Origin of the sequence: Flavobacterium sp. Root901, from assembly GCF_001429765.1 — a bacterium.
Taxonomy (GTDB): Bacteria; Bacteroidota; Bacteroidia; order Flavobacteriales; family Flavobacteriaceae; genus Flavobacterium.
This window is the reverse complement of record NZ_LMJB01000005.1, coordinates 860,551-887,480: the sequence shown is the minus strand read 5'-3', so window position 1 is coordinate 887,480 and position 26,930 is coordinate 860,551. Positions and strand designations below refer to the sequence as shown.

The window sequence follows — 26,930 nt, the reverse complement described above, 5'->3', positions numbered from 1 at the left end:
AATGAAAAAATCTGTAATTATTCTGGCATTTGCTTTAGGCTTAACAGCTATGAATGCACAAACAGAAGCGAATTCATCAAACAATTACAATAAGTGGTCGATAGAATTTGCTGGTGGTGTTAACAAGCCTCAAAAACCATTCTCTGAAGGTTATTTTACAAGTACGCCAAGTCCTTGGGTTGGAGATCTTGGAGTTCGTTACATGTTCAATAACAAATTTGGTTTAAAAGCTGATTTTGGTTATAACAGTTTTACTGATAAAAGCAACTCTTTAAATTTTGATTCAAAATATTACAGAGTAGACTTACAGGCTGTTGCTAATTTAGGTCGTATCATGAATTTTGAAACATGGACTAATACAATTGGTTTATTAGGACATGCAGGTTTTGGTTATGCTCAGCTAAGAAACGACAGCTACAGAGGAGCTGATGAAATGGGTAACTTTATTGCTGGTGTAACTGGTCAGATAAGATTATCAAACAGAATTGCTTTAACCGGAGATTTCTCTACCATCTTTAATGCATCTCAGGATCATTCTTTTGATGGTGCTTACCTTCCGGAAAACAGAGGGTATTCAGGATTAATTTTCAACGGTACAGTTGGATTAAACATTTACTTGGGCAAAAATGCTAAGCATGCAGACTGGACAGTAATCTCTCAGGATGTTGACCTTACAGCGTATGACAACAAAATTGCTGATCTTGAAAATCAAATCAAGAACATTCCGCAAAAACAGGTTATCGTAGAAAAACCTATTCAAAACAATGTTGCTAATGACAAAGATGTTGTTAAAGATTTGATTAATGACAAGTATTATAGTGTTTACTTCGATTTCAACAAAGCAACTCCAATCGAAAATTCAACAGCTGCAATTGATGTTGTATTAACGTATTTAAGAAAAAACCCATCCGCTTCTGTAGATATTATTGGATATGCTGACCAGGTTGGAAAAGCAGAATACAACGAGAAACTATCGAATGCAAGAGCAGAGAATGTTAAAAAGATTCTGACTCAGGCTGGAATTTCTTCTTCAAGATTAAATGTTGTGCCTGCAGGTGCAGATACATCTATCGAAAAGAATTCAGATGAAGCAAGAAGATTAGCAAGAAGAGTTACTTTTAAAATAAAATAATGTTTTAAAAAGTAATGCATAAAGCCCGGAGGAGAAATTCTTCGGGCTTTTTCATTTTTAGAATATTGTAAAAAGTAACAGATTTAATTTGAACTATTAAATCCAAAAGAGATACGGTTTATTTCATTAAATTTGGAATAATATTTGCCCGTAAAAACGTATGAAAAAACTTTTACTCCTTTTGGTTTTACTGTCTAAATCAGTATTGTCAGGTCAAACGGTATTGAATTCATTTCCATTAAACTTGAATAATCCTCTTGAAGAAGGACAAATTTTAAATGTGGAAGATGTAAAAACACATGATATTTATGTTTTTGCTGCAGATAATAAAAACATCAATATTTTAAAATACAATAAATCGTTTTTTCTAACCAATCAATTTACTGATTCGATTAGAAATGCTGAAGACAGATCGTTAATAGGTCACAGTATTGGCGAAGATGGAAATCCTATATTATACTGGAATTCGCAAAACTCCAAAAATATAAGAATCATAAAATACTTCTTAGAAACAAAAACGTCAAGAGCTTTAAATTTTGATTTTCCTGAAAACAATGAATATATCATAAGCACTTTTCAGAAAAATAATATTTTTTATGTTCTGGCAAAAGAAAAAAATCAGCCGCATTTATTACTTTATGAATTTAAAAACGGAAACTGTGAAATAAAAATGTTCGATTTTTCAGACTTTAAATTCCAAACTGAAAAAGGGCAAAATATAGCTTTCAGCGCACTAATTCGGTATTATCCTATTCAAAAAATGGAATTAAATGATTTTAATTCCCTCGACAATGCATCAAACTTAAATAAAATGTATGTTCTGGATGATCATATCATTTTAACAATGGATTACAATGTAAAAAAGACACAGGTTTTTGATTTAAACATGCAAACCCTTGAGGTTACAGAGAAAAACTTTGACCTTCCGGTTTCCCAAAAATCTTCTAAGTCTTCAAATTCATTTTATAACCAAAACAAAATTTTTCAAATTAAAACCAGCAGTGATGAGCTTTTGTTTGACATAAAAGACTTTGATTCGGGAAAAACAATCAAAAGTATTGTGGTATCAAAAAATGACACCATCCGATTTAAAAATTCTCCAATATTCCTTCAGACAAACAATAATAAACCTCAGGAATTAAAGACTACAAGCAAATTTTTAAAACAACTCTCCTATCTAAGTGCCGGGATTTCTGTTTTAGAGAACAAAAAAAACAGCTACATAACATTTGGCGGTTTTGCAGAATATGTTGATTTTGATTATGCATATGGTGCAAATGAAATTTTCAATGAATCTGGTGTTCCTCAGGCCTATACACAAAGTAAAATGGTTTTCTTTGATGCCGTAATGAATGAAAACAATGATTTCATAACCACCAAAAAATCAGAGCCATTAGCAATCGACAATGTTTTTTATTATGTAAGTACCAATAAAAACATATCGCTCCAGAATATCTTAAAACTAAAAGATTATTATATTTTAAGTTACTATGATATAGTGCTAAAACAATTTATAGTACGAAAATTTACCGATGGTTTTATCAGAGAAGACAACGGAAATCCAATTAGGAATAAATCTGTATTTTCAAAACCGGCTTCTTTTGATAAAATAAAATCTTATTAAATTTATTGAGAATTAATCCAAATGTCTTAAGGTTTTCAAGGTTTGAAAAAATGGTTTGAATAATTTTTTTTAATTTTACAAAAAAGACATCATTATGCTATCACAAAATATTGAAACAGCTTTAAACAAGCAAATCCGCATAGAAGCAGAATCTTCGCAAACTTATCTTTCTATGGCTTGCTGGGCTGAAGTACATGGGCTGGAAGGAATCGCTCAATTTATGTACACACAATCAGATGAAGAGCGTGCACACATGCTTAAATTAGTTAAGTATGTTAACGAACGCGGAGGACACGCTCAGGTTACAGATCTTAAAGCGCCAAAAACAACTTATTCTACATTTAAAGAAATGTTTGAAGAGCTTTACAATCACGAACTTTTTGTTTCGAAATCTATCAACGAATTGGTACACATTACTTTTGAAGACAGAGATTATGCAACACATAATTTCTTGCAATGGTATGTTTCTGAACAAATCGAAGAAGAAGCTACAGCTAAATCTATCTTAGATAAAATCAACTTAATTGGGGATGATAAAGGCGGACTTTACCTGTTTGATCGTGATATTCAGCAATTAACAGTTACAAGTTCAATTGCAATTAATCCAAAATAAAAAAGTTAAAGTTTATTTAGAATATATAAAAATAACTTTTTTGATTTATATTTGTCTCTGTTTTTACTATAATACAGAGGAAAATTGAGCAAGAAAGAAAAAGACAAGGACAAAAAAAAGGATAAAAAGAAAAAAAAGAATAAAGATATCCTTGATAAAATTAAGAAGATTGAAAACTGTAAGTCTTCTTGCTGTGAGAAATATAAAAAGAGCGAAAAGAAACGCTGCTCACGATGTCCTATGTTTGATTTATTCAAAAAAACGGCTTAACGATATAGAAAACCCACCAGGAAATCCGGTGGGTTTTTAATTTTAATTACATTCGTATCCTGATTTTTTAAATCTTAATCTAATTATGAAAAACAGCGTTGTTATACCTCAATCCAGTCTCGATTTTTTACTTCAGCTTAAAGAAAACAATAATAAACCGTGGTTTGATGAGCGTAAATCAGAATATTTGGTCGAGTTAAATCATATCCAAAATTTTGCTGATGCCCTTCTTAAAGAACTATCCAAAACAGATGTTCTTGAAACACAATCGGGTAAAAAAAGTGTTTACAGAATTTATCGTGATATTCGTTTTTCTAAAGATAAAACTCCTTTTAAAACTTTCTGGGGAGGAAGTTATACCCGCGCTACTAGTGCAAGACGCGGCGGCTATTATTTTCATATCGAAAAAGGAAACACTTTTCTGGCAGGCGGTTTTTGGGGACCAAATGCTGCCGACTTAAAACGCATTCGAAGTGAGTTTGCACATGATCATGAATCTTTTAGAGCAATACTGAATTCAAAAACCTTTAAAAATACTTTTGGAACCCTGCAGGGCGAACAGCTCAAAACAACTCCAAAAGGGTTTGATCCGGATCACGAAGCCATCGATTTACTTCGTTACAAACAATTTTTAATTATTAAACGTTTTAGCGATGATAAAGTTTTAAGTCCGCTTTTTTTAGAACAGGCTTTAGAAGCATTCAAAAACATGAGGCCTTTTTTTGATTATATGAGTGGAGTTCTTTCTACTGATATAAATGGTGCTTCGGTTTTATAGATTTTTAGAATTATAATTTATTGCAAAAATAAACCCGACAGATTTTAAAAACCTGTCGGGTTTGGTATTATTAATCAATAATTATTTGCTAAGCAATAAAATCTCGTTTACAACAACTTCAGTAATATATCTCTTTTCTCCGTTTTTGCTATCGTAGCTTCTGTGGGTTAACTTTCCGTCAACGGCCACTTCTTTTCCCTTTACTACAAACTTTTCGATTATTTCAGCTGTTTTGCCCCAGGCTGTTATTCGGTGCCATTCTGTTTGTTCTACTTTTTCGCCTTTGTCATTTCTGTAAATTTCTTTTGTTGCAATGGTTAAATGGGCCAGTTTTTTACCATTTTCCAATGTTTTAATTTCCGGATCGTTTCCTACGTTACCAATTAGTTGTACTCTGTTTTTCATTGCATTCATGGCGTATACTATTTAAATGTTCATATAAAAAATTGCTGATTAATTTCAACAATGCAAAGGTGCGCCGGCATTGGTAACTTAATCGGTTACAAACTATTTACTTTCGGTTGTAAATATTTGTAAGCGTTTGTAAATGGAAATTATTTTTGGTACATTTGAGATAAATCGTACAATATATGCAGACAGAAATTAAAAAAGTAGAGTTACGAAACCTTGCATTTGAAGATTACAAACAATTGAAAAATTCAATGGTAGAATCGTATCCTGAAATGGCCAACTCCTATTGGAGATCAAATGATATAAAAAAATTACTCTCTATATTTCCGGAAGGACAACTGGTAATTTTGGTTGACGGCGTTGTGGTAGGCTCAGCGTTATCACTAATTGTTGATGAAAAACTTGTTGATAAAAGACACAATTACAGACAAATTGTTGGTGATTATTCTTTTTCAACTCATAATCCAGATGGGGAAATTTTATACGGAATTGATGTTTTCATTCATCCGAATTATCGCGGTCTGCGTTTGGGCCGACGCCTTTATGATGCCCGAAAAGAACTTTGTGAACAGCTGAATTTAAAAGCGATTGTCTTTGCAGGCAGGATTCCCAATTACAATCAATATGCTAAAAAGTTTTCGCCAAGAACTTATATTGAAAAAGTAAAAGACAAAGAACTTCATGATCCGGTTCTTTCTTTTCAGCTGAGCAATGATTTTCACGTACTCCGCATCATCAAAAATTATTTGGAAGGAGACGAAGAATCTAAAGAATTTGCAGTTTTGCTGGAATGGAATAATGTTTATTATGATGAAAGTCCAAAATTGATTAATTCTGAAAAGAGTATTATTCGTTTGGGATTGATTCAATGGCAGATGCGTCAGCTTAATAATGTTGAAGCCCTTTTTGAGCAGGCAGAATTTTTTATTGATGTCGTTTCTGGTTACGGAAGTGATTTTGCACTGTTTCCGGAACTTTTTACCGCACCGTTAATGGCCGATTTTAATCATTTATCAGAAGCCGAAGCAATTCGTGAACTTGCACGACATTCAGAACCAATTAGAAAGCGTTTTCAGGAATTTGCCATTTCATACAATATCAATATCATAACAGGAAGTATGCCGCATCTCGAAAATGGTGTTTTGTACAATGTTGGATTTTTATGCAAAAGAGACGGAACTTCTGAAATGTATTATAAGATCCATATTACGCCAAACGAAGTACATCATTGGGGAATGAAAGGCGGATCTGAGTTTAAAACTTACGACACAGACTGCGGTAAAATTGGAATTTTAATTTGTTATGATGTCGAATTCCCTGAACTTTCCAGATTACTGGCAGATGAAGGAATGAACATTCTTTTTGTTCCTTTTTTAACGGATACGCAAAATGCTTATACCCGTGTAAAACACTGCTCGCAGGCGCGTGCGATAGAAAATGAATGTTATGTGGCTATTGCCGGCTGCGTTGGAAATCTCCCAAAAGTAAATAATATGGATATCCAATATGCACAGGCTTCGGTTTTTACACCTTCAGATTTTGCTTTTCCGAGTAACGGGATTAAGGCAGAAGCAACGCCAAATACCGAAATGACGCTTATTGTCGATGTTGATTTAAACTTATTAAAAAATCTTCATGAACACGGAAGTGTCCGAATTTTAAAAGACAGAAGAACTGATTTGTATCAAATAAAAAAAATGTAATAATAAAAACTATTTCACAATTTATTATTAATGACAGAAAACACAAAAAAGCCATTAACTGAAATCTATGTTAAAAACAATTATTTAGTGATTAACAACAGTGAAACATTTGAAATTGAAAAAATTCTTAGTTTGGAATTAATTCGGAATTTATCTTTTTTAAATAAAATAATCCAAGTCACATTTGGTTTAATTGTCCCTGCGAAATCTAATAAACTTAGAATTAAGCTAAAAAATGGATTCAAAGATATTATGTTAGCGGATTACAATATTGAAAAAGTAGAAATTTTAATCTATGAGGTTAATCAACTTATTCTCAAAAAACAAAATTAAGAAAGCCTATTTTGAATAAATTAAAAATAAAATAATGAGAACATGTCTTGAATGCTCGGAGAAACTTGTGGGCCGGGAAGATAAAAAGTTTTGTTCAGACAATTGTCGAAATGCCTACAACAATAAAATAAATAAAGACAGCAACAATTTCATGCGAAATGTAAACAACAAATTACGAAAAAATTACCGTATTTTGTCAGAGCTAAATGTTGATGGAAAATCAAAAGCAACAAGGGAGAAAATGATTAATAAAGGTTTTGATTTTGATTTCTTTACTAATATCTTGCAAACCAAAACAGGAAATACCTACTATTTTCTGTATGACCAGGGATACAGATCTTTGGACAATGATTATTATATGCTTGTTAAAAAAGAAATTTAGTTATTCATCATGAGAAAAAACCCCACATCGATTCTGGCAATAGTCTTAATTCTAGCCATTTTAGGTATCATTTATGCCACAATGATGCCGCAGTATATTTCTAAAAATGATGAAGCACTTGCTGATTTTTCTACTGAACGGGCTTTAAACCAAGTTGAAATTATTGCACAGAAACCACATTATGTGGGTTCTACTAATCATGAATTAGTGGCTAATTATCTAAAACTGGAACTTAACAGAATTGGATTGGAAACCAGCGTACAGGAAGGTTTTACTCTTAATGATAAAGGACTTTTAGTAAAATCTAAAAATATTCTTGCCCGAATTAAAGGAACCAACAGCTCAAAAGCACTTTTATTACTTTCTCATTATGACAGTGCACCGCATTCTTTTTCCAAAGGTGCAAGCGACGATGCATCTGGGGTTGCCACGATACTTGAAGGAATCAGAGCATTTTTATATGCAAAAGAACCGCAGAAAAATGATATCATTATCCTATTTTCTGATGCTGAAGAATTAGGATTAAATGGTGCGGCACTTTTTGTAAACAAACATCCCTGGGCAAAAGATGTCGGCCTGGTTTTAAACTTTGAAGCAAGGGGAACTTCAGGACCGAGTTACATGCTGATGGAAACCAATAAAGGAAATCAGGGTCTTGTACAGGAATTTACAAAAGCAAAACCCTCTTATCCGGTATCAAACTCTTTAATGTACAGCATTTATAAAATGCTCCCAAACGATACCGACTTAACTGTTTTTAGGGAACAGGGAAATATTCAGGGACTAAATTTCGCTTTTATAGACGGGCATTACAATTATCACACACAGCAGGACGATGTTCAGCACTTAAACAAAATGACTCTTGCGCATCAGGGTTCTTACCTGATGCCTTTGTTACGATATTTTGCCAATACCGATTTAAATCAAACTTCTTCTACAGAAGATTATGTTTACTTCAGTGCTCCTTTTTCTTTTATCAGTTATCCTTTTTCCTGGGTAATGCCAATGACTTTAATTGCTTTTGGCCTGTTAATCCTTTTTATGTTTATTGGCAAAGCCAAAAGAATGATTTCTTTACGAGAAATATTTAAAGGATTTGTTCCGCTCTTAGGATCTGTTATTATAGCCGGTTTAGTTACTTTCTTAGGCTGGAAAATTATATTAGAAATCTATCCGCAGTATTCTGATCTTTTAAACGGATTTACTTATAATGGTCATGCTTACATTGGCGCCTTTGTAACTTTGAGCATTGCCATTTGTTTTGCTTTTTACCATCATTTTTCTGATGCCAAAATAACGATGAACCATTTTGTGGCGCCTTTGCTGCTTTGGATTATTATAAATGGATTTTTGGCCAATAGTCTGACCGGAGCAGGATTTTTAATTATTCCTGTTTATTTTGGAATCTTTTTGTTTGGAATCTTTGTTTTTACGCAGCATTACAGTTTAGGCGTAAATTTAATTTTCAGTATTCCGGCTTTAGCTATTATTGCACCGTTTATTGTTATGTTTCCGGTTGGTTTAGGATTAAAAATACTTTTTGGAAGTGCCATTTTAACTGTCCTTCTTTTTGGATTGTTATTGCCAATATTTAACACTTTTGCTAAAAAAGGTGCGTGGATTATGGTTTTCTTCGCAGCATCGATTGGCTTTTTTATCTACGCCGGATATCATTCTAATTACGAATACGGAAAAGCAAAATCAAACAGTTTGCTTTACATTTATAACGCCAATACAAACTCAGCGGTCTGGGCAACTTACGATTTAAATCTTGATGACTGGACCAAAACGTATTTAGGCCAAAAAAGTCAAAAAGTGGTTGGCTTAAATAGTCTTCCTATTGCGAGCAAATACAATTCTGTTTTTACATACAGCTCAACTGCTCCTGTAGTTGATGTCCCAAAACCCACTATTTCTTTCCTAAAAGACAGTGTTGTAGGCAATAACAGATATATAAAAATCAAAATAACTCCAAATAGAAAAGTTAATCGTTACGATATTTATGCCAATCCAAAAATGACTTTTTACAATTTTAAAGCAAACGGAGTTTCTGCTTCCGGCGAAAAAACAAATCGTTTCGAAAGAGAAGGAATGCGCGTTTTGTGCTATTATGTTGTTGGTAACGAACCGCTTGTTATGGATTTCTACATTCATAAATCGTCTATTTTTGATATGGATTTAATTGAAAGTTCATTCGATTTAATGACAAATCCGTTATTAAAAGTAAATCCGAGAAACGACTGGATGATGCCAACACCATTTGTTTTAAATGATGCCGTAATGATTCAGCAAAAAATAAAGAGATATACTGCTCCGGTAAATCCGCCTATTGTTCCTGCTCCGTTAAAAGACAGTACAATTGTAATAAAAGACAGTTTAATACCTGTTGTAAAACCTGAGTAAAGCATAATTTAAATTTAATCTTATGGCTATTAACATTTCTACAATTCTTTTAAATGCCTCAACAGAAAATGTCTGGAATGCATTAACAAAACCTGCTCTTGTAAAACAATGGCAATACGGAAGTGATTTAATTACCGACTGGAAAGCAGGAAATGAAATTAGATTTAGAAATGAATGGGAAGGTCAGGTTTTTGAACAATGGGGAACTGTACTTGAAGTTATTCCGAATCAGAAAATTAAATATTCATTGTTTTTTCCAAGACCAGAATTAGAAGACAAACCGGAGAATTATTTCATAATGAGTTATATTTTGTCCGAAGAAAATCAAAAAACAAAACTCGAAATAATTCAGGAAGACAATCGTCCGGGCGCGGTTCAGGAAAAACCTCAGGGAGAAGAAAATCCAATTTTACAAGCTCTCAAGGCTTTAGTAGAATCTTAAAAATAAAAAAGCAGACTTTAATCAAAGTCTGCTTTTTGTTTTTAGCAGGCACATTCGATTTTTAAACCTGTTTTATTTCCTTTTGAGCCTTCAGTCGAATATCCGTCGAACTTCCACCACTCTATTCCGCCAATTAATTCTTTCACTTTAAATCCTAATTTAGTCATATTCAAAGCACCTTTAGTCGAAGCGTTACAGCCAATTCCGTCGCAATACGTTACATACAAAATATCTTTGTCTAAATGTTTTGTAGTGTCTTCGGTCATTTCGCGATGCGGAATATTAATTGCTCCAGGAATATGTTCGGCTTCAAATCCAAAAGCTTTTCTCGCATCAAGCGCCATTACTTTTTCACCATTGTTTAAAGCATCGAACAAATCAGACGGATCCATTTCAAATGCCAGTTTATGCGCATAAAATTTAATTTGATCTTCCATAATTTTATTTTTTTTCCAAAAGTAGCAGAACATGGAATGCCATAAAAACGAAAAGAATTCATGAACGGCATTACTTTTTTTCATGCAAAAGCAAGTCTAAAATTTTGTTCCTTTGTATATAAAATCTAAAAAATGGAAATACGCCACTTAAAATTGATAAAAGCAATTGTCGAAGAAGGAAGCATTACCAAAGCAATCGACAAACTTCATTTGACACAATCGGCTTTAAGTCATCAGCTTAAAGAAGCTGAATATCAATTGGGAACGGCCATTTTTTTAAGAATGAACAAAAAACTGATCCTCACAAAAGCCGGAGAAAAAATCTATGAAACTGCGAGCGAAATTCTGGATAAACTCTCAGAAACCCAATCTCAAATCAAACAAATGGTATTTGGCGAACATGGCGAAATCAGGATTAGTACAGAATGTTTCTCAAGTTATCGCTGGCTGCCCTCGGTTTTAAAGCAATTTCATCTTTTGTATCCAAACGTCGAATTAAAAATTGTAGCCGAGGCAACTCATATTCCTTTACAAAAATTATTAGAAAATGTAATTGACGTTGGTATTGTTACCGATCAGCTAAAGGATAACAATATCAAATACATGGAACTCTTTCAGGACGAAGTTGTAATGGCCGTTTCTGAAAACCATGCGTGGGCCAATAAAAAATACGTAACCGCAGAGGATTTTAGCAACGAACATTTACTGATTCATTCACTCCCAATGGAAACGGTTACAGTGCATCAGTTTTTTCTGGCTCCGGCCAAAGTAACCCCGAAAAAAATAACACCAATGCCTTTGACCGAAGCTTCTCTCGAAATGGTAAAAGCCGATATGGGCGTTATGTCGATGGCAAAATGGGCTTTGCTGCCACATTTAAAAAATAATCCGATTAAAGCGGTAAAAATTGGCAAAAACGGTGTAAAAATAAAACACTTTATCGCGATTCGGGAGAATCAGGAATATCCAAATTATTTTCATCATTTTATTACCTTTTTGCAAAACGAAATTAACATGCAATGGAATATTTAATACGAAACTGCGAACCACATGATTTACCTAAATTGGTCGTTTTGTGCCAAAAACATGCTGAATTCGAAAAAGCTGCTTTTTCTGCTGAAGGAAAAGAAAAAAAATTAAAAGAAGCCATTTTCAACAAAAATCCAAAGCTATTCTGCTTAGTTGTTGCTGCAAATCAAACAATCACAGGCTATGTTTCTTATACTTTTGATTATTCAACCTGGGATGCAGCCGATTTTATGTACATGGATTGTTTGTTTTTGGAAGAAGAAGCCAGAAATTTCGGAATTGGAGAAGTCCTCATTGAGAAACTAAAAGAAATTGCTGCCGAAAAGAATTGTATCAACATTCAATGGCAGACACCACAATTTAATGAAAGAGCCATAAAATTCTACAATAGAATTGGGGCAAAAGGAAAGGATAAAGTTAGATTTACTTTAGCTTTGTAATTATAAATCTCGCAAAGTCGCGAAGACGCAAAGTATCTTTTATTTCAATAAATGACGCTTAAGTTTTTCAAATAGAGAAACTAAAATGACCTTTGCATCTTCGATCTCTAAATCTTTGCATCTTTAAAAAAAACTTTTGAACCTTAAAAAATGACACAAATAAGCATATTGGGCTGCGGCTGGCTGGGATTACCTTTGGCAAAAACTTTAATTGCAAAAGGAAATTCGGTAAACGGCTCAACAACTTCAGAAGATAAACTTTCAATTTTGAAACATTTTGGAATAAATCCATTTTTAGTCACCCTGAGCGAAGTCGAAGGGGCACTTGAAAGCGAAAGTGTCTCTGAAAGCATAAATGATTTTTTAGCAGAAAGCGATATTTTAATTATTGATATTCCACCGAAATTACGAGGAAACCAAAGTTTCCCGACTTTGCTAGAAATGACATTCGTAAAAAAAATTAAAAATCTGATTCCGTTTATAGAAAAATCAAATGTTTCAAAAGTTCTTTTTGTTAGTTCGACTTCTGTTTACGGAGATAAAAACGAATTTATAACTGAAGAAACAATTCCGAATCCCGATACCGAAAGCGGCAGACAATTACTTTTAGCTGAAGCGATTTTGCAAAACAATCCAGACTTCGAAACTACAATTCTCCGTTTCGGCGGATTAATCGGCGAAGATCGTCAGCCTGCAAGACATCTTTCCGGAAAAGAAAATCTCGAAAATCCCGACGCTCCGGTAAATCTAATTCACCTAAATGATTGTATAGATGTAATTCTGGAAATCATCAATCAATCAAAATGGAATGAAATTTTTAACGCCGCCGCACCGTTTCATCCTGCCCGCGAGACATATTATTGCCAAAAAGCGATTGATTTAAATTTACCGCTGCCGAAATTCAGTTCAGAAAAATCGAATATTAAAAAGATTATTTCAAGTGAGAAAGTCGAAACTATTTTAAACTATAAATTTAAATTAGAAAATTACTAAGTGTTTTTGTCTGATCAGCGAAATCTGAGTTTTTAGGTTTCATAAGCCTTCGACTTCGCTTAGGATGACATTCATTTTAACCAGCTAATAATTTATATGTTTCAAAAAATATTTGCGAACTTTGCCTAAACCTTACGCCTTTTTGGTTAATTAAAAAACATGGAACAAACAGTTTACATCAATTCTCCCCTCGGAATTACTACAATTACTGGTGATGAAGATGGTATTTCTGTTATTTCGATAATGAAAGAAGGAGAAGTTTCTGCTGAAATTCCGGAAGTTCTTAAAGAAGCAGTTCTTCAGTTAAATGAATATTTTGAAGGTAAAAGAACCAGCTTCGATTTAAAACTAAATCCAAAAGGAACCGAATTCCAGCAAAAAGTCTGGAAAGCATTACTGGAAATTCCATTTGGAAAAACGGTAAGTTATATGGATCAAACCAAAAAACTTGGTGATGTAAAAGCAATTCGGGCCGTGGCTTCTGCAAATGGTAAAAATCCGCTTTGGATTGTTGTTCCCTGTCACCGCGTTATTGGCACAGACGGATCACTTACAGGATATGCCGGAGAGATATGGCGTAAAAAATGGCTTCTGGAACATGAAAATCCTGTTAAACAGCAAAGTTTGTTTTAAGTTTTAATATTTCAATAATTAAAATAGGCCGAAAGTTATTCTTGAAAGCTGGCGCTATAGGTATAGCTTTTTATAAAGAGATATGTTAGCACTAGGAAAAGAAGCAAACTAATGCTGATAATCTTTTAGATGATATTGAAATTATTCTCTAAATTAATGATGAAAATTTGGCAAATGATTTTTTTGAAAAAGTAGATCAAGTGGATTTTAATTGTAAATTAGTCAAACAACCTTTAAAATAGTAAGAAAATTACGCATATTTGTAAAAATCTAAAAAGTCTAACCAAAAGAAATGATTGAAAAAATAAACCTTAACAACATATTATTTCTTGATATTGAAACCGTTCCGGAAGAGGAAAACTTCAATTCTCTTGACGCAGAAATGCAGTCTTTATGGGACATTAAAACCCAATACCAGCGAAAAGACGATTTTACACCGGAAGAATTCTACGACCGTGCCGGAATCTGGGCAGAATTTGGAAAGATAATTTGTATATCTGTTGGTTATTTTACAATCAAAGGAGATGTGCGAAACTTTAGGGTAACTTCTTTTTTTGGAGAAGAAAAAAAGATCCTAAAAGACTTTAATAATCTGCTGAATAATCATTTTAATCAACCGCAGCATGTTTTATGCGGACATAATGCGAAGGAATTTGATATTCCTTTTTTAGCGCGTCGAATGATCATCAATCAGATTGCTATTCCGGACAAACTGAATTTATTTGGAAAAAAACCTTGGGAAATTCCACATTTAGATACGTTAGAATTATGGAAGTTTGGCGATTATAAGCATTTTACATCTTTAAAACTGTTAACTAAAGTTCTCGGAGTTCCATCACCAAAAGGCGATATCGACGGCAGTCAGGTGGCTCATGTTTATTATGTCGAAAAAGACATCGACAGAATTATTACCTATTGTGAAAAAGATACGATTGCAGTTGCTCAGATTTTTTTACGCCTGCGTCGGGAAGATTTGCTGATCGAAGAGGAAATTATTCATGTCTGATTTGAGGTGTAAAAACTTAAGGGTTAAAACTTATATTCTTATGGTTAAATAAAATTTTTACAGATGACACATTCTGAAATTTCACATCATCGTCTTGTTTCGCAGTTGCTGTATAAAACAGCTAATCTATCTCCACCACAAATTGTACATCATTTTGGTGCAATGCAGGCTCAGGATTATGCAATGGCAAAATGGGCAATTGGTTCAAGATGTGATGCAGCTGAAAAAGAAATTGAAGAAGAGATTAATTCCGGAAAAATAATCCGAACACATATTTTGCGTCCCACCTGGCATTTTGTTTCTCCTGATGATATTTACTGGATGCTCGATGTTTCTGCTCCCCAAGTGAAACGATTTACTGCATCTGCGGCCAAAAAATATGGCTTTGACAGCAAAAAATTAGATCAGCTTAATAATTCAATTGAAAAGCTTTTATCCGGAAATAATCATTTAACCCGTGATGAAATCATGCAGGAACTCGGCATAAAAAAAACTTCTAAAGAAGATTTTCTGAGCGCAGCCATAATGATGAATGCAGAACTGGATGGTTTAGTCTGCAATGGCAGAATGAAAGGCAGACAAATTACTTATGCATTACTTGAAGAAAGAGTTAAAAAGCCAAAAATCAAACTGACAAAAGAAGAAGCTTTAAACAAATTAGCCAAACGTTATTTTGAAAGCCACGGCCCGGCCACTGTACTTGATTTTTCGTGGTGGTCCGGTTTTCCGCCCACTACATGCAAAAAAGCCGTTGATGCAATTATGTTGCAATTAGAATCTGCTGAAATTGAAAATCAAATTTATTATTTTGTAAATCAAAGCATTGATACATCTAACTTAAAGAAAAGCATTTACTTTTTACCGGCATTTGATGAAATTCTAATTTCGTATAAAACCAGAGAAGCTTCTATTTTGCCGGAAAATCATTCTAAGACTTTTACCAACAACGGAATCTTTAAACCCATAATTATTGAAAACGGAAAAGTAATCGGAACGTGGAAAAGAACAATAAAAAAAGATCACGCAAAAGTTGAAACAGCTTTTTTTGATGAAACTGAAAGTTCTAAAAAGCAGATTCTTTTTGAAGGAATTAAATCATTTGAAAACTATCTCGAGACCAAAATTATCATTGAATAATTCAGGATTTCGTTAAAATTTGTCACTTTTTAAGAAATACTTCTCGCTTACAAAGTAAAATCATTGTGCATATTCTGGCTAAATAATTACATTTACAAAAAATTATCATTATGGTATTAAGCAGATTCTGGTTAGTTATTTTTATTTCTTCGATTGTTTTTATTGTAGTCAGTTTATTTACTGCCAACACTTATACTATTGATTCTGTTTTAAATGGGAAGAAAGATGACCCTGTTTTAGTTTCAGAAAAATATATTGAAGAACTTCCTGTTTTCTTAAAAGACAGTATTAAAAAAGCACCGGATCAAACCATGATTATCAATCGTGATACGCTTAATGCCGACACGACTTATGTTTATAAAAACAAAACTGTAAAAATTTACAGCGGGCTCCAAAAATCTGATGGATTACTGCCAACTTGTAAAAGCACTTTGGTTGATTTAATTCTTCCTCTTATTGCTTATTTGGCTTTCTTCTGCGGATTAATGGAACTCCTTATCGTTTCGGGTGCATCTGGAAAGCTGGCAAAAGTATTAAGTCCGGTTTTTGTAAAAGTTTTTCCAAGTATTCCTAAAAATCACCCATCGATCTCTTATATGACGCTGAATTTTGCTGCTAATTTCCTTGGATTAGATTCGGCTGCAACGCCATTTGGTCTTAAAGCAATGGAAAGTTTACAGGAAATAAATCCGGATAAAGACAAAGCGAGCGATGCACAAATTATGTTTATGTGTCTCCATGCTTCGGGTTTAACTCTAATTGCGACTTCAATTATTGGGTACCGCGCCGCTGCAAATGCAAGTAATCCTGCAGATGTTATGCTGCCTTGTATTATTACTTCGTTCATTGGTACTATTGCAGCGTTTTTAATTGTGGGGATTAGACAAAAAATTAATTTTAAGAGTGCTTCGCTTCTTATCGTATTGATGGGATTAATTGCCGCGATTGTTGGTTTGCTGATGTATGTAAACCATTTGGATTTAATTGGAAAAAACTACTTTACTTCTAACCTTTCAGGATTAATATTAATAGCCATTATTGCTTTCACTTTAATTTTTTCATTCAAAAATGAAAAGAAATTCAGCGAAGCTAATACAACTGTTTTCGACACTTTTGTTGTCGGTGCAAATAATGGAGTCAAAACCGGAGTTACGATTTTCCCTTATGTGTTGGGAATGTTAGTTGCCATTTCTTTATTTAGAAACAGTGGGTTATTTGAAATTATTAGTGACGGAATTGCTTTTGTTTTCTCTAATATGGGAGTAAATAAGGAAATCACAAATGCACTGCCTGTTGCAATGCTTCGTCCTTTTAGTTCTGCCGGTTCTCGCGGATTCCTGATTGATTCGATGAATACTTTTGGAGCAGATTCTTTGACAGCCAGACTAAGCAGTATTTTTCAATGCAGCGCCGAAAGTACTTTTTATGTAATCGCGGTTTATTTTGGATCTGTGAATATTAAAAATACGCGCTATGCTTTAGGAACAATGCTTTTGGTTGATTTGATTTGCGTGATTACAGCAATTTTCGTGGCAACTTGGTTTTTTTAAAAAATATAAAAACATAACCCAGACTGGACTGAAGTCCAGCCCTACAATATAATTTTGAGCTCTAAATTCCGCAGGAATAATCATTTTGTAGAGCTGGACTTCAGTCCAGTTTTAATATATGATCGTTTTTTTTGTAGGTTAATTTGTATATTTACACCGGATTATACAAAATTTAAAAATGTCAAACACCTTCCATCAGGTTTATATTCAAGTTGTTTTTGCAGTTAAATACAGAGAAGCATTGATTACAAATGAATGTAAATCTAAAATATTAAGCGTTATAGGAAATTTGATAAATGAAACTGGCTGTAAAACCTTGATAGTAAACGGGACTAAAGATCATGTTCATTGCCTTCTGGGACTTAAACCAACTATTTCAATTTCCAGTTTGATGAAAGTTATAAAAGGTAAATCATCGAAATATATTAATGAACATCAATTAACAAAATACAAATTTGAATGGCAGGAAGGTTATGGTGTATTTTCATATAGCAAATCTCATATCGATGCTGTCTATAAATATATTGCAAATCAGGAAGAACATCATAAAAAACAAAATTTTAAAAATGAATATTCTTCACTTTTAGACAAATACAATGTTAAATTTGATGAAAGATGCCTTTTTGAAAATTTAATATAAATACTTCATATCAAAACTGGACTGAAGTCCAGCCCTACAATATAATTTTAAGTCATTGGCTCTAAATTCCGCAGGAATAACTGATTTTGTAGAGCTGGACTTCAGTCCAGTTCTATAGATAATTGTTATTTTTATATTTACACCGCTGGCGCGAATTTCGCAGGAAGAGCTGGACTTCATTTAATAATGTACCACACACACTCTTATTCAAATTCTTTCTTAGGTAAATAATTTTTAACTTTGTAAAAAAACAAAGAAATGATTGATTTTATATATCAGGATCCTTACCCAATTCTGAAGGATGATACACAGTACCGCAAAATTACTTCTGATTTTGTAAAAGTAGAACAATTTGGAGAACGCGAAGTTTTAACCGTTGATCCAAAAGGTTTAGAATTATTGGCTGAAGAAGCTTTAACCGATGTTTCGTTTATGTTAAGAACGACACATTTACAAAAACTACGAAAAATTCTTGACGATCCGGAAGCTACAGATAACGATCGTTTCGTGGCTTACAATTTACTTCAAAATGCTTCGGTCGCTGCCGAAGGCCAGTTACCTAGCTGTCAGGATACCGGAACTGCGATTGTAATGGCAAAAAAAGGAGAAAGCATCTTTACAGGTGTTGATGATGCAGAATGGTTAAGCCGTGGAATCTTCAACACTTACCAAAAACGTAATTTACGTTATTCTCAAATTGTTCCGATTTCGATGTTTGAAGAAAAAAATTCAGGTTCAAATCTTCCGGCACAAATTGATATCTATGCTAAAAAGGGAACTTCTTATGAGTTTTTATTTATGGCAAAAGGAGGCGGTTCTGCAAATAAAACTTACTTATACCAACAGACCAAATCGCTGTTAAACGATAAATCAATGGATGCTTTTATCCGTTCAAAAATCAAAGATTTAGGAACTTCGGCTTGTCCGCCTTATCATTTGGCTTTAGTAATTGGAGGAACTTCTGCAGAAGCAAACTTAAGCGCTGTAAAAAAAGCATCTGCAGGATATTATGATAATCTTCCAACTTCAGGAAACATGGCTGGTCAGGCTTTTCGTGATCTGGAATGGGAAGAACGTGTCCAGAAAATCTGCCAGGAAAGTGAAATTGGAGCTCAGTTTGGAGGAAAATATTTTACACATGATGTTCGTGTAATTCGTCTGCCGCGCCACGCTGCTTCTTGTCCGGTTGGATTAGGAGTATCTTGTTCTGCTGACAGAAATATCAAAGGAAAAATTACGAAAGACGGAATCTTCGTTGAGCAGTTAGAAGTTAATCCAAAACAATTTTTACCGGAAACCGCTCCGCATTTAGAAGCTCCAGTTGAAATTGATTTAGATCAGCCAATGGCAGACATTTTAGCTAAATTATCTCAATATCCTATCAAAACACGTTTAAAATTAAACGGAACCGTTATTGTAGCCCGAGATATTGCGCATGCCAAAATCAAAGAGTTATTAGACGCCGGAAAACCAATGCCGGAATATTTTAAAAACCACCCGGTTTATTATGCTGGTCCGGCAAAAACTCCGGAAGGAATGGCTTCAGGAAGTTTTGGACCAACTACTGCAGGCCGTATGGATGTTTATGTAGATGAATTTCAAAAACATGGCGGAAGTATGATTATGCTTGCAAAAGGAAACAGAACTAAACAGGTTACAGATGCCTGCAATAAATATGGCGGATTCTACTTAGGTTCTATTGGAGGTCCGGCCGCTATTTTAGCACAAGACAATATTCTTAAAGTTGAAGTTGTTGATTTTGAAGAATTAGGAATGGAAGCTGTACGTAAAATTACTGTAAAAGATTTTCCTGCTTTTATTATAACTGATGATAAAGGAAATGATTTCTTTGAGAATTTATAGTTTTAAGGATTAGAGGTCAAAGGGAAAATGCTTTACAGCCGATTTAATAAAATAAAAAACCGCCAATAAGGCGGTTTTTATTTTATTATGATTTGTATTGTATCAAGTTTGTTACTTAAGCCTCTTGGCCTTTGTCCCTCAAACTAAGCACTTTTATCTTCTTTTTCAAAAGCAATAAAATGTGAGATTTCTCCTTTCAAATTATAAACCGGAGTTGCATCGACACTGCATTTATACGATCTGCCGTCTTTTTTATAATTCTGGATTGTTTTTTTAAACGGAACTTTTAATTCTATTGCCTCTCTTATTTCGTTTAAAACAAATTTACAAGTTTCAGGACCCTGAAAAATTTTAGGTGTTTTTCCCAGAACTTCTTCTTCATAATATCCGGTCATTCTTTTAATTCTGTTTGAAGCAAAGACAATATTTAAATTTAAATCGGTTATTAAGACAACCTCATCTTTGATTCTCTCTTCTATTTTAAGGTTTTCCTGATTCCAGGTAAATTGAGTTGAAATCTTATTTACCTTTTTCATATCGGCAAAAGCAGCTTTCAATTCATTTAAATACTCATAATGAAGATCTAAGGCCAAAATAGGCACCATGGTACGATTTGATATATCTTCAGAGCTATGCTTTTTCATTTTAAATGAATTTTAGGAATCATTTCTCTCAAAGTTAAACTAAAGTTACAAAATAAATTACGGGAAAACCTCATTTAGTAAAATTTTACTAAAATTTACTAAAATTAAAATGCAAACTTCAACTGAACGACGACAGCTTTCTTCTCTTCGGTGTTTAAATTGTTTAATGAAATCCCGAGTAAGCGAACAGAATCTTTCATTTTTTCCTGATATAATAATTCTTTTACAATCTCCATAATCAGACTCTTGTCTGAAATAAAATAAGGCAGGGTTTTACTTCTTGTCTGCTGTGTAAAATCGCTGTATTTAATTTTGAGAGTAACTGTTTTACCCGAAACATTATGTTTTTTTAATCGCTTTTCTAATGAAACTGCAATTCCTTCAAGCTGTTCAAGCATAAAAATTTCTGAAGATAAATTGACATCAAAAGTATGTTCTGCTGCTACGGATTTTGCAATTTTAAATGGTTTTACTTCGCTGTTATGAATGCCTCGAACTACTTTATAATAAAAAGCCCCGGATTTCCCAAAGTGTTTTTCCAGAAATTCCAATGATTTACCTTTAAGATCCAAACCTGTAAAAATCCCCAGCTGATACATTTTTTCGGTTGTTACTTTTCCTACTCCGTAAAATTTCCTGATAGGCAATTCTTCCAGAAAAGGTATTATTTCATCGGGGTTTACGGTTTTTTGTCCGTTGGGTTTATTAATATCGCTGGCAATTTTGGCAACAAATTTATTTACGGATATTCCTGCCGATGCCGTTAATCCAACTTCATTAAAAATCCGAAGTCTGATTTCCTGTGCCAATAAACTCGCACTTGGATTTCCTTTTTTATTTTGGGTAACATCAAGATATGCTTCATCCAGCGAAAGCGGTTCTACCAAATCTGTATATTCATGAAAAATTTTATGAATTTTAGATGAAATCTCTTTATATCTTTCGAATCTTGGACGCACAAAAATAATTTCAGGACAGTATTTTTTGGCCAAAACACCGCTTATGGCACTTCTGACTCCAAATTTTCTTGCTTCATAACTCGCAGCCGCCACTACACCTCTATTTTCTGAACCTCCTACAGCAATTGCCTTTCCGCGCAGAGCAGGATTATCCATCTGCTCTACCGAAGCATAAAAAGCATCCATATCAATATGAATAATTTTGCGATATGTTGGCACATCTGACATTATGCAAATTTAAAAAGGAAAGCAATAAAAAGCCCTTGCTAATAGTTATAAATAGTATCAATTTTTAAAGATTAACAACTAAATGATTCCAAACAAATCATTTTATTTATTTTTGTAGTTACTACCCGAAATATTTAAAAATGCGAACATTTGTTATAGGCGACATACACGGCGGACTACTCGCACTTGAACAGGTATTGAAAAGAGCCGAAGTTACTACACAAGATACTCTTATATTTTTAGGCGATTATGTTGACGGCTGGAGCCAGTCGGCAGAAGTTATTGACTTTTTAATCGATCTTAAAACCAGACAAAACTGCATTTGCATTAGAGGAAATCATGATCAGCTGGCCTTAGACTGGCTTGAAAACAGACATGAAGATCTGGATGAAGAAATGTGGTACAAACATGGCGGAAAAGCTACTGTTGAAGGATATTCTAAAATTTCTCCGGAAAGAAAAAAAGAACATATTTTGTTTTTTGAATCTCTAAAAGATTATTATCTCGATGATAAAAATCGTCTTTTTGTTCATGCCGGATTTACAAATCTAAATGGTGTGGTTTGGGAATACTTTCCAAAATTATTTTACTGGGACAGAACACTTTGGGAATCGGCATTAGCTTTAGACCCAAATTTAAAACCCGATGATTTATACTATCCGAAACGTTTTACTGTTTACAAGGAAATTTATATTGGCCATACTCCTGTTACCAGAATTGGAAAAACGGTTCCAGTAAATAAAGCCTGCGTCTGGAATGTTGATACCGGAGCTGCCTTTAAAGGTCCGTTGACGATTATGAATGTAGATACAAAGGAATTCTGGCAAAGCGAACCTTTAAATGAGTTGTATTCTAATGAAAAAGGTAGGAATTGATATATAAAAATTTAAATTTGCAACAGCAAAATAATTAATATTTAAGTTTATGAAAAAAGTTATCACATTATTGTTTTTAGTATCATTTGGATTTACTCAGGCACAACAGGCTTTTAAAGGAAAAGGCGACATTAAAGTAAACGTAGGTGCTAATCTGCAAGATGGAGGTTCAGGAATTCAGGGTTCTGTAGATTTTGGTTTAGGAGAAAATTTCTCTTTCGGATTTGTTTCTACTTATTTACTTGGAGTAGACAACTTTAATGGTTACTACCACGGAGGCCCAACTTTCTATTCTGATCACAAACCGGAATTTAAGGATCGTTTTGATGCAAAAGCAAGAATTAATGCTAATTTAAGCAGTGTTATTGGTGTAGAGCAATTAGATGTTTATCCAGGTTTAAGTTTAGGTTTACACAACTTTGGCGGACACGTTGGCGGACGTTACTTTTTTACTGACGGATTTGGTGTTTTCACAGAAATTGGTTTCCCAATTGCAAAATACAGCAGCAATAATGATGTATTTGATCATTTAAACAATCAGGCAACTTTTAGTTTAGGAGCTTCTTTTAATTTGTAAAAGATTTTAAACCAAATATATTTAAAAACCATCTGAAATTCCAGATGGTTTTTTTATGCGATAATCTACAATAATGAATTTGTATATTTGTAATAAATTAACTACATTATGGTGAAGTGGTCTGCTTATACTTTTTACGGCTTTACAGCTGTCTTATTAACATCGGCTTTTTTATCCTGCAAAAATTCTAAAGGTGAAACTAAAAAAGAATCATCTGACGCATTTGCAGGCATCTGGATTGCAAAAGAATTTGCTGACAATATAATAACCGGTAATGGTATTAAAACTGTCGACAATGGTGTTACCGAAATAATTGTTCCGTCGAACATTAAAGATAGTATTGTTTTTCTAAATGAAGATTTAGAACGGGATAAACACAAGGCTGCAATTATAAAAGATACATTGATTAATTATTTATATGAAGATGTTACACAAAAAGCATTTCTAAAAAATGGCAGTTTAATACTTCTTCCTCTCGATAATCGTTATCAGACTCAGGAATATAAAAAAGGAGACAGTTCTTTAATAAAAAAAGCTAAAGAGGCGAATGTATCTGTAGTCCGGATTTTAATAAACAGGGTACTTTCTGTAAATACTTATTTTGAAAAATCTCTTAAAAGCGAAATTAAATTTGATGAAGATGGAAAAGTAAACGGTCTGCCAGATTTTAAAAGTTATTATATCAGCATAAATGGAGACGGAGCCTTTGCAGAAGATGTAACCGTAATAACCTTTAAAACTTTAAAAGGATCTGAAAAATCGCTGGGAATTGAATTCGGAAAAGACAAAGTCGAATTGTATGATCTCAAACTAATAACACAGCCAGATGAAAAACCGGCATATCAAAAAGGAAAGTTATTATACAGTTTACTCAAAACCAAATAAAAAAAGCCCCGCAAAATACTGCGGGGCCTTTCTTTTTTACTAATTCAATTCTTTATTTCTTAGCAAATTTCTTCACGATTTTTTTGTCACCGCTATTCAATTCGATAAGATAAATTCCTGTACTCAATTTACTTACATCAATTGCACCCGCAACTTGTCCAGAGCTAAGCTGCTGTCCTAATGCATTTATAATTTTGTATGAATAACCATTTTCTTCTGACAGAGAAACATTTAATTGACTTTCAACCGGATTTGGATATACCGCAAAACCAGCTGGCGCAGTAGTTTCGATTAATCCTGCTGCGATTTCCTGAGCATCAACTGTTCCCGAAGCAGTAATATTTATGGTATAATCTTCTACTTGTCCGTAAGAGAAGCTTTCACAAGCTGTTGGAACTCCATTGTATTTCATAGAAACTCTTAATCTTGTTGTTCCTAAAGCTGCAGTGGCAGGAATTGTAATAGTTCCCGTTACCGGAGTCGTTTTTGAGGCCGTTTTTGTCCATACCGTTTCTCCTGAATCTGAAAAATCTCCATCCTGGTTATAATCAATGAATACTCCGTATCCTTCGTTATAAGTTGTAGACGTCCATGAAGGTGTTATTGTAATTGTATAAGCTGTTCCTCTTGCTGCATTTGTAGAAACAGCCGTATAGTTTTCGTAACCAGTTGTTCCCGTTGAAGTATTATTAATAGTTCCAAAAACAACTTTACCAATTCTTTCATCGGCTGCGCTGTTTGCCTGAGATGAACAATAGCTTACAGAAGTCGATGTTGTTGTTACGTTTACTGTGTTACTTGCTGCAGAAATATTTCCGGCCGCATCTTTAGCTTTTACACTAAAAGTATAAGCAGTTAAAGGAGTTAATCCAGTTACAGTATATGAAGTTGTTGCAGAAGAACCTTTAAGACTTGTTCCCTGATAGATATCATAACCTGTAACAGCAACATTATCCGTAGAAGCTGTCCATGTTAAGTTTGTTGTTGTTCCTGTTGTCCCTGAAGCTGCTAAACCTGTTGGCGCAGATGGCGCAGTTGTATCACTACCTCCTCCGGAATATGCAGCACCAACTCCAACGGCATAAAATGCATTTGTTGTCGCGATAACTTCTGCAGAACCGGCTCCGTATAAATCAATCGCAGATTGTATTCCGTACGTTCTCGCATTTGCATACGTTGAGTTTGCTCCTAAATAAAAATCTTCTAAACGGAAAGCAATTTTTTCTGCTTTATCCAGCGTAATTCCTGTTACGTTATAAACATTTCCAAGATCATTTGTTCCTGATTTACCTACTGATAAAATGTAAAACCAATGGTTTAATACACCAGAATTTGTGTGTACACCACATTGATCGTTACTGTTTGTTGGTGTACAGTTTACGTTTACCCAATAAGTTCCTCCGTAAGTATCCGGCTGTCCTTCGGCATTTGGATCACTCATAGAACGCAAAGCAACGTGTCCGCTTCTTCTTTCAATATCTTCACCAACCAGCCAGATTGATTTTGTTGGCGCTGAATGATATTCAATACAAGCAGCCCAAATATCAGAGAACCCTTCGTTCATTGCTCCGGATTCTTTTTGATATGCCAGGTTTGCTGTGTAAGTACAAACCGCATGACCAATTTCATGTCCTGCAACGTCAAGTGAAGTCAGGATATCGAATCCTCCTGTTCCTGTTCCGTCACCGTATGTCATAACGCTTCCGTTCCAAAAGGCATTGTTATTACTTGAATATCCTGCAGCAACTAAATTGTAATGCACATAACTTTTAATTTTTGCACCTGCATCATCAAAACTGTTTCTCCCATGAACAGATGACCAATAATCATAAGTTTTTTCAGCACCCCAATGTGCATCTAATGCCCCATTGTCTTTATTGGTATTGTTGTATTCTGCTGCTGTCCAGTTATTATCAGCATCTGTAAAATTGGTTGTTGGATAAGACGCTGTTCTTGCAGAATTGTACGTTTGAATTCCTAAACCGCGAGATGTATCTGATAAGATATATGAGGATCCGCTTAAAGTGGTTTGGATAGTCTGTGTTCCGCTGTAACGAGTTGCTGCATTTGCTGCGACAAATGCTGCTTTTGATGCTGTTTCGTTCTTTTTAGCTGCCTCTGAGAACTTACTTCCGTGAACATTATCGCTGAGGTGTTTTATTGTTGCATTGTAAAAAAGTGCTTTACCCGTTTCGGCATCAATATAAAGGTCGCCGCGGCTTAACGGTTTTGTTGCGTAAATGTCAAATTTGTAAGCCAGACGTACTTTATCACCTGCTCTTTTTTGACCTTGCTGCTCCATATCCGGAAGTAAAACCAATTCACCTTTAGGTTTTTCATAACCCAACTCGGCAGCATCCTGTGGTTTATCCCACATATATTCTGAAGCCCGGGTGTAACTCAATGCTTTGTTAAAAGCATCTTGTGCAGAAAGTGCAGGAGAAAGTTTCACATTTTCGATGTTGTAGTATTCACCGTTCATTGAAACTAATTTTCCGTCTTTGGAATGTAAAGTATAATTGGCAAATTCTACTTTAATTCCCTGCTCATACAACTGAAATTTTTCATGCGTGTAACCTTGTTTATCAGATTCTGTTTTAATTTTAGCGAAGGATTGCGAATCTTTTAAACCAAGCTGTTCCTTGAAAACCTTTTGCGATTCTGAACTTTTGTAAGTTGAAAGCTCGTTAAACGTAATTAAGTTTGGCTGTCCGTTTTCTGAAACACTCTTCTGTTCTATGCGTTTGTCTGTTTGGACCTGCGCAAATGCAGAAAAAGAAAAACTAAGAACAATTGTGGTCACAATAATTTTTGGTAATTTTTTTTTCATAATAAGTGGGGGTTTAAGTTTAGTATAAATGATTAAAAATCAAATAAATTAAAGTAAGTAAATACTTAAATTCGAGATAAAAGTATTTTAATTTTGTTAGATAATCGATGAAA

The 26,930-nt window shown here is 34.0% G+C and carries 27 protein-coding genes; 22 read left to right on the top strand and 5 right to left on the bottom strand.

Annotation, left to right across the window (positions count from 1 at the left end; translation table 11 throughout):
- The first annotated feature begins 1 nt into the window (after window position 1).
- The 5 genes from ASE21_RS07615 to ASE21_RS07595 all read left to right on the top strand — a co-directional run bounded on the left by ASE21_RS07615 (window position 2) and on the right by ASE21_RS07595 (window position 4,417).
- Window positions 2-1,132, top strand: a complete 1,131-nt coding sequence (locus tag ASE21_RS07615) for an OmpA family protein (protein ID WP_057122003.1) — start codon at window positions 2-4, stop codon at window positions 1,130-1,132.
- Window positions 1,133-1,292: 160 nt separating this feature from the next.
- Window positions 1,293-2,756: a hypothetical protein gene (locus ASE21_RS07610; RefSeq protein WP_057122002.1), complete on the top strand. Its 1,464-nt coding sequence runs from the start codon at window positions 1,293-1,295 to the stop codon at window positions 2,754-2,756.
- A 94-nt stretch (window positions 2,757-2,850) separates the two neighbouring features.
- A complete protein-coding gene (locus ASE21_RS07605) occupies window positions 2,851-3,369 on the top strand; it encodes a ferritin (protein WP_057122001.1) in 519 nt (172 codons plus the stop codon).
- Window positions 3,370-3,453: 84 nt separating this feature from the next.
- Window positions 3,454-3,639 carry a hypothetical protein gene (locus ASE21_RS21925; RefSeq protein WP_029271150.1) on the top strand — a complete coding sequence of 62 codons (186 nt, stop codon included), beginning with the start codon at window positions 3,454-3,456 and terminating at the stop codon, window positions 3,637-3,639.
- 85 nt (window positions 3,640-3,724) lie between these two features.
- Complete coding sequence (locus ASE21_RS07595; RefSeq protein ID WP_057122000.1) at window positions 3,725-4,417, top strand: DUF2461 domain-containing protein; 693 nt, start codon at window positions 3,725-3,727, stop codon at window positions 4,415-4,417.
- Between the two features lie 81 nt (window positions 4,418-4,498).
- Here the strand turns inward: ASE21_RS07595 and ASE21_RS07590 are convergent, their stop codons facing one another.
- Entirely contained in the window at window positions 4,499-4,831 is a 333-nt protein-coding gene (locus ASE21_RS07590; protein ID WP_057121999.1) for a single-stranded DNA-binding protein, read from the bottom strand.
- Between the two features lie 176 nt (window positions 4,832-5,007).
- On the opposite strand from ASE21_RS07590, the gene ASE21_RS07585 reads away from it, so the two are divergent.
- Genes ASE21_RS07585 through ASE21_RS07565 form a run of 5 tightly spaced genes read left to right on the top strand, consistent with a single transcriptional unit; the run spans window position 5,008 to window position 10,091 of the window.
- Window positions 5,008-6,531 carry a carbon-nitrogen hydrolase family protein gene (locus ASE21_RS07585; RefSeq protein WP_057121998.1) on the top strand — a complete coding sequence of 508 codons (1,524 nt, stop codon included), beginning with the start codon at window positions 5,008-5,010 and terminating at the stop codon, window positions 6,529-6,531.
- A 30-nt stretch (window positions 6,532-6,561) separates the two neighbouring features.
- On the top strand, window positions 6,562-6,864 hold the full coding sequence (locus ASE21_RS07580) for a hypothetical protein (protein ID WP_057121997.1): 303 nt from the start codon (window positions 6,562-6,564) through the stop codon (window positions 6,862-6,864).
- Window positions 6,865-6,898: 34 nt separating this feature from the next.
- The gene (locus ASE21_RS07575) at window positions 6,899-7,246 is read left to right on the top strand and encodes a hypothetical protein (protein WP_053473094.1); all 348 of its coding nucleotides are present in this window, start codon (window positions 6,899-6,901) and stop codon (window positions 7,244-7,246) included.
- Window positions 7,247-7,255: 9 nt separating this feature from the next.
- Window positions 7,256-9,649 (top strand): M28 family peptidase, encoded by a 2,394-nt coding sequence (locus ASE21_RS07570; RefSeq protein ID WP_082603447.1) that lies wholly within the window; start codon window positions 7,256-7,258, stop codon window positions 9,647-9,649.
- A gap of 22 nt (window positions 9,650-9,671) precedes the next feature.
- On the top strand, window positions 9,672-10,091 hold the full coding sequence (locus ASE21_RS07565; RefSeq protein ID WP_057121995.1) for an SRPBCC family protein: 420 nt from the start codon (window positions 9,672-9,674) through the stop codon (window positions 10,089-10,091).
- A gap of 41 nt (window positions 10,092-10,132) precedes the next feature.
- Here ASE21_RS07565 and ASE21_RS07560 read toward each other — a convergent pair whose 3' ends face one another.
- A complete protein-coding gene (locus ASE21_RS07560; RefSeq protein WP_057122359.1) occupies window positions 10,133-10,528 on the bottom strand; it encodes a rhodanese-like domain-containing protein in 396 nt (131 codons plus the stop codon).
- Between the two features lie 132 nt (window positions 10,529-10,660).
- Between ASE21_RS07560 and ASE21_RS07555 the strand changes: the two genes are divergently transcribed.
- The 9 genes from ASE21_RS07555 (at window position 10,661) to ASE21_RS07510 (ending at window position 19,819) form a co-directional block, all read left to right on the top strand.
- Entirely contained in the window at window positions 10,661-11,560 is a 900-nt protein-coding gene (locus ASE21_RS07555) for a LysR family transcriptional regulator (RefSeq protein WP_057121994.1), read from the top strand.
- Entirely contained in the window at window positions 11,548-11,997 is a 450-nt protein-coding gene (locus ASE21_RS07550) for a GNAT family N-acetyltransferase (RefSeq protein ID WP_057121993.1), read from the top strand. The genes ASE21_RS07555 and ASE21_RS07550 overlap by 13 nt, the downstream gene beginning before the upstream one ends.
- Before the next feature lie 150 nt (window positions 11,998-12,147).
- Window positions 12,148-12,990: an NAD-dependent epimerase/dehydratase family protein gene (locus ASE21_RS07545; RefSeq protein ID WP_057121992.1), complete on the top strand. Its 843-nt coding sequence runs from the start codon at window positions 12,148-12,150 to the stop codon at window positions 12,988-12,990.
- A gap of 159 nt (window positions 12,991-13,149) precedes the next feature.
- Window positions 13,150-13,623 carry a methylated-DNA--[protein]-cysteine S-methyltransferase gene (locus ASE21_RS07540; protein WP_057121991.1) on the top strand — a complete coding sequence of 158 codons (474 nt, stop codon included), beginning with the start codon at window positions 13,150-13,152 and terminating at the stop codon, window positions 13,621-13,623.
- 292 nt (window positions 13,624-13,915) lie between these two features.
- Window positions 13,916-14,629, top strand: coding sequence for a 3'-5' exonuclease (locus ASE21_RS07535; protein WP_057121990.1), 714 nt, complete (start codon window positions 13,916-13,918; stop codon window positions 14,627-14,629).
- 63 nt (window positions 14,630-14,692) lie between these two features.
- Window positions 14,693-15,766, top strand: a complete 1,074-nt coding sequence (locus ASE21_RS07530; RefSeq protein ID WP_057121989.1) for a winged helix DNA-binding domain-containing protein — start codon at window positions 14,693-14,695, stop codon at window positions 15,764-15,766.
- A 110-nt stretch (window positions 15,767-15,876) separates the two neighbouring features.
- Window positions 15,877-17,316 (top strand): nucleoside recognition domain-containing protein, encoded by a 1,440-nt coding sequence (locus ASE21_RS07525; protein ID WP_057121988.1) that lies wholly within the window; start codon window positions 15,877-15,879, stop codon window positions 17,314-17,316.
- Window positions 17,317-17,494: 178 nt separating this feature from the next.
- Window positions 17,495-17,956 (top strand): IS200/IS605 family transposase, encoded by a 462-nt coding sequence (tnpA, locus tag ASE21_RS07520; RefSeq protein ID WP_057121987.1) that lies wholly within the window; start codon window positions 17,495-17,497, stop codon window positions 17,954-17,956.
- 258 nt (window positions 17,957-18,214) lie between these two features.
- Entirely contained in the window at window positions 18,215-19,819 is a 1,605-nt protein-coding gene (locus tag ASE21_RS07510) for a fumarate hydratase (protein WP_057121985.1), read from the top strand.
- A gap of 143 nt (window positions 19,820-19,962) precedes the next feature.
- On the opposite strand, the gene ASE21_RS07505 is transcribed toward ASE21_RS07510, so the two are convergent.
- Window positions 19,963-20,463: a PAS domain-containing protein gene (locus tag ASE21_RS07505; RefSeq protein ID WP_057121984.1), complete on the bottom strand. Its 501-nt coding sequence runs from the start codon at window positions 20,461-20,463 to the stop codon at window positions 19,963-19,965.
- 104 nt (window positions 20,464-20,567) lie between these two features.
- Window positions 20,568-21,650 carry a DNA polymerase IV gene (gene dinB, locus ASE21_RS07500; protein ID WP_057121983.1) on the bottom strand — a complete coding sequence of 361 codons (1,083 nt, stop codon included), beginning with the start codon at window positions 21,648-21,650 and terminating at the stop codon, window positions 20,568-20,570.
- Between the two features lie 140 nt (window positions 21,651-21,790).
- Here dinB and ASE21_RS07495 point away from each other — a divergent pair, with 140 nt between their 5' ends.
- From ASE21_RS07495 to ASE21_RS07485, 3 genes are all read left to right on the top strand, one after another.
- Window positions 21,791-22,525 (top strand): metallophosphoesterase family protein, encoded by a 735-nt coding sequence (locus ASE21_RS07495; protein ID WP_057121982.1) that lies wholly within the window; start codon window positions 21,791-21,793, stop codon window positions 22,523-22,525.
- A 49-nt stretch (window positions 22,526-22,574) separates the two neighbouring features.
- Window positions 22,575-23,102 (top strand): DUF6646 family protein, encoded by a 528-nt coding sequence (locus tag ASE21_RS07490; protein ID WP_057121981.1) that lies wholly within the window; start codon window positions 22,575-22,577, stop codon window positions 23,100-23,102.
- Between the two features lie 108 nt (window positions 23,103-23,210).
- Entirely contained in the window at window positions 23,211-23,987 is a 777-nt protein-coding gene (locus ASE21_RS07485; protein ID WP_057121980.1) for a hypothetical protein, read from the top strand.
- Window positions 23,988-24,039: 52 nt separating this feature from the next.
- On the opposite strand, the gene ASE21_RS07480 is transcribed toward ASE21_RS07485, so the two are convergent.
- Window positions 24,040-26,817 carry a M4 family metallopeptidase gene (locus tag ASE21_RS07480; RefSeq protein WP_057121979.1) on the bottom strand — a complete coding sequence of 926 codons (2,778 nt, stop codon included), beginning with the start codon at window positions 26,815-26,817 and terminating at the stop codon, window positions 24,040-24,042.
- Window positions 26,818-26,930: the final 113 nt, after the last annotated feature.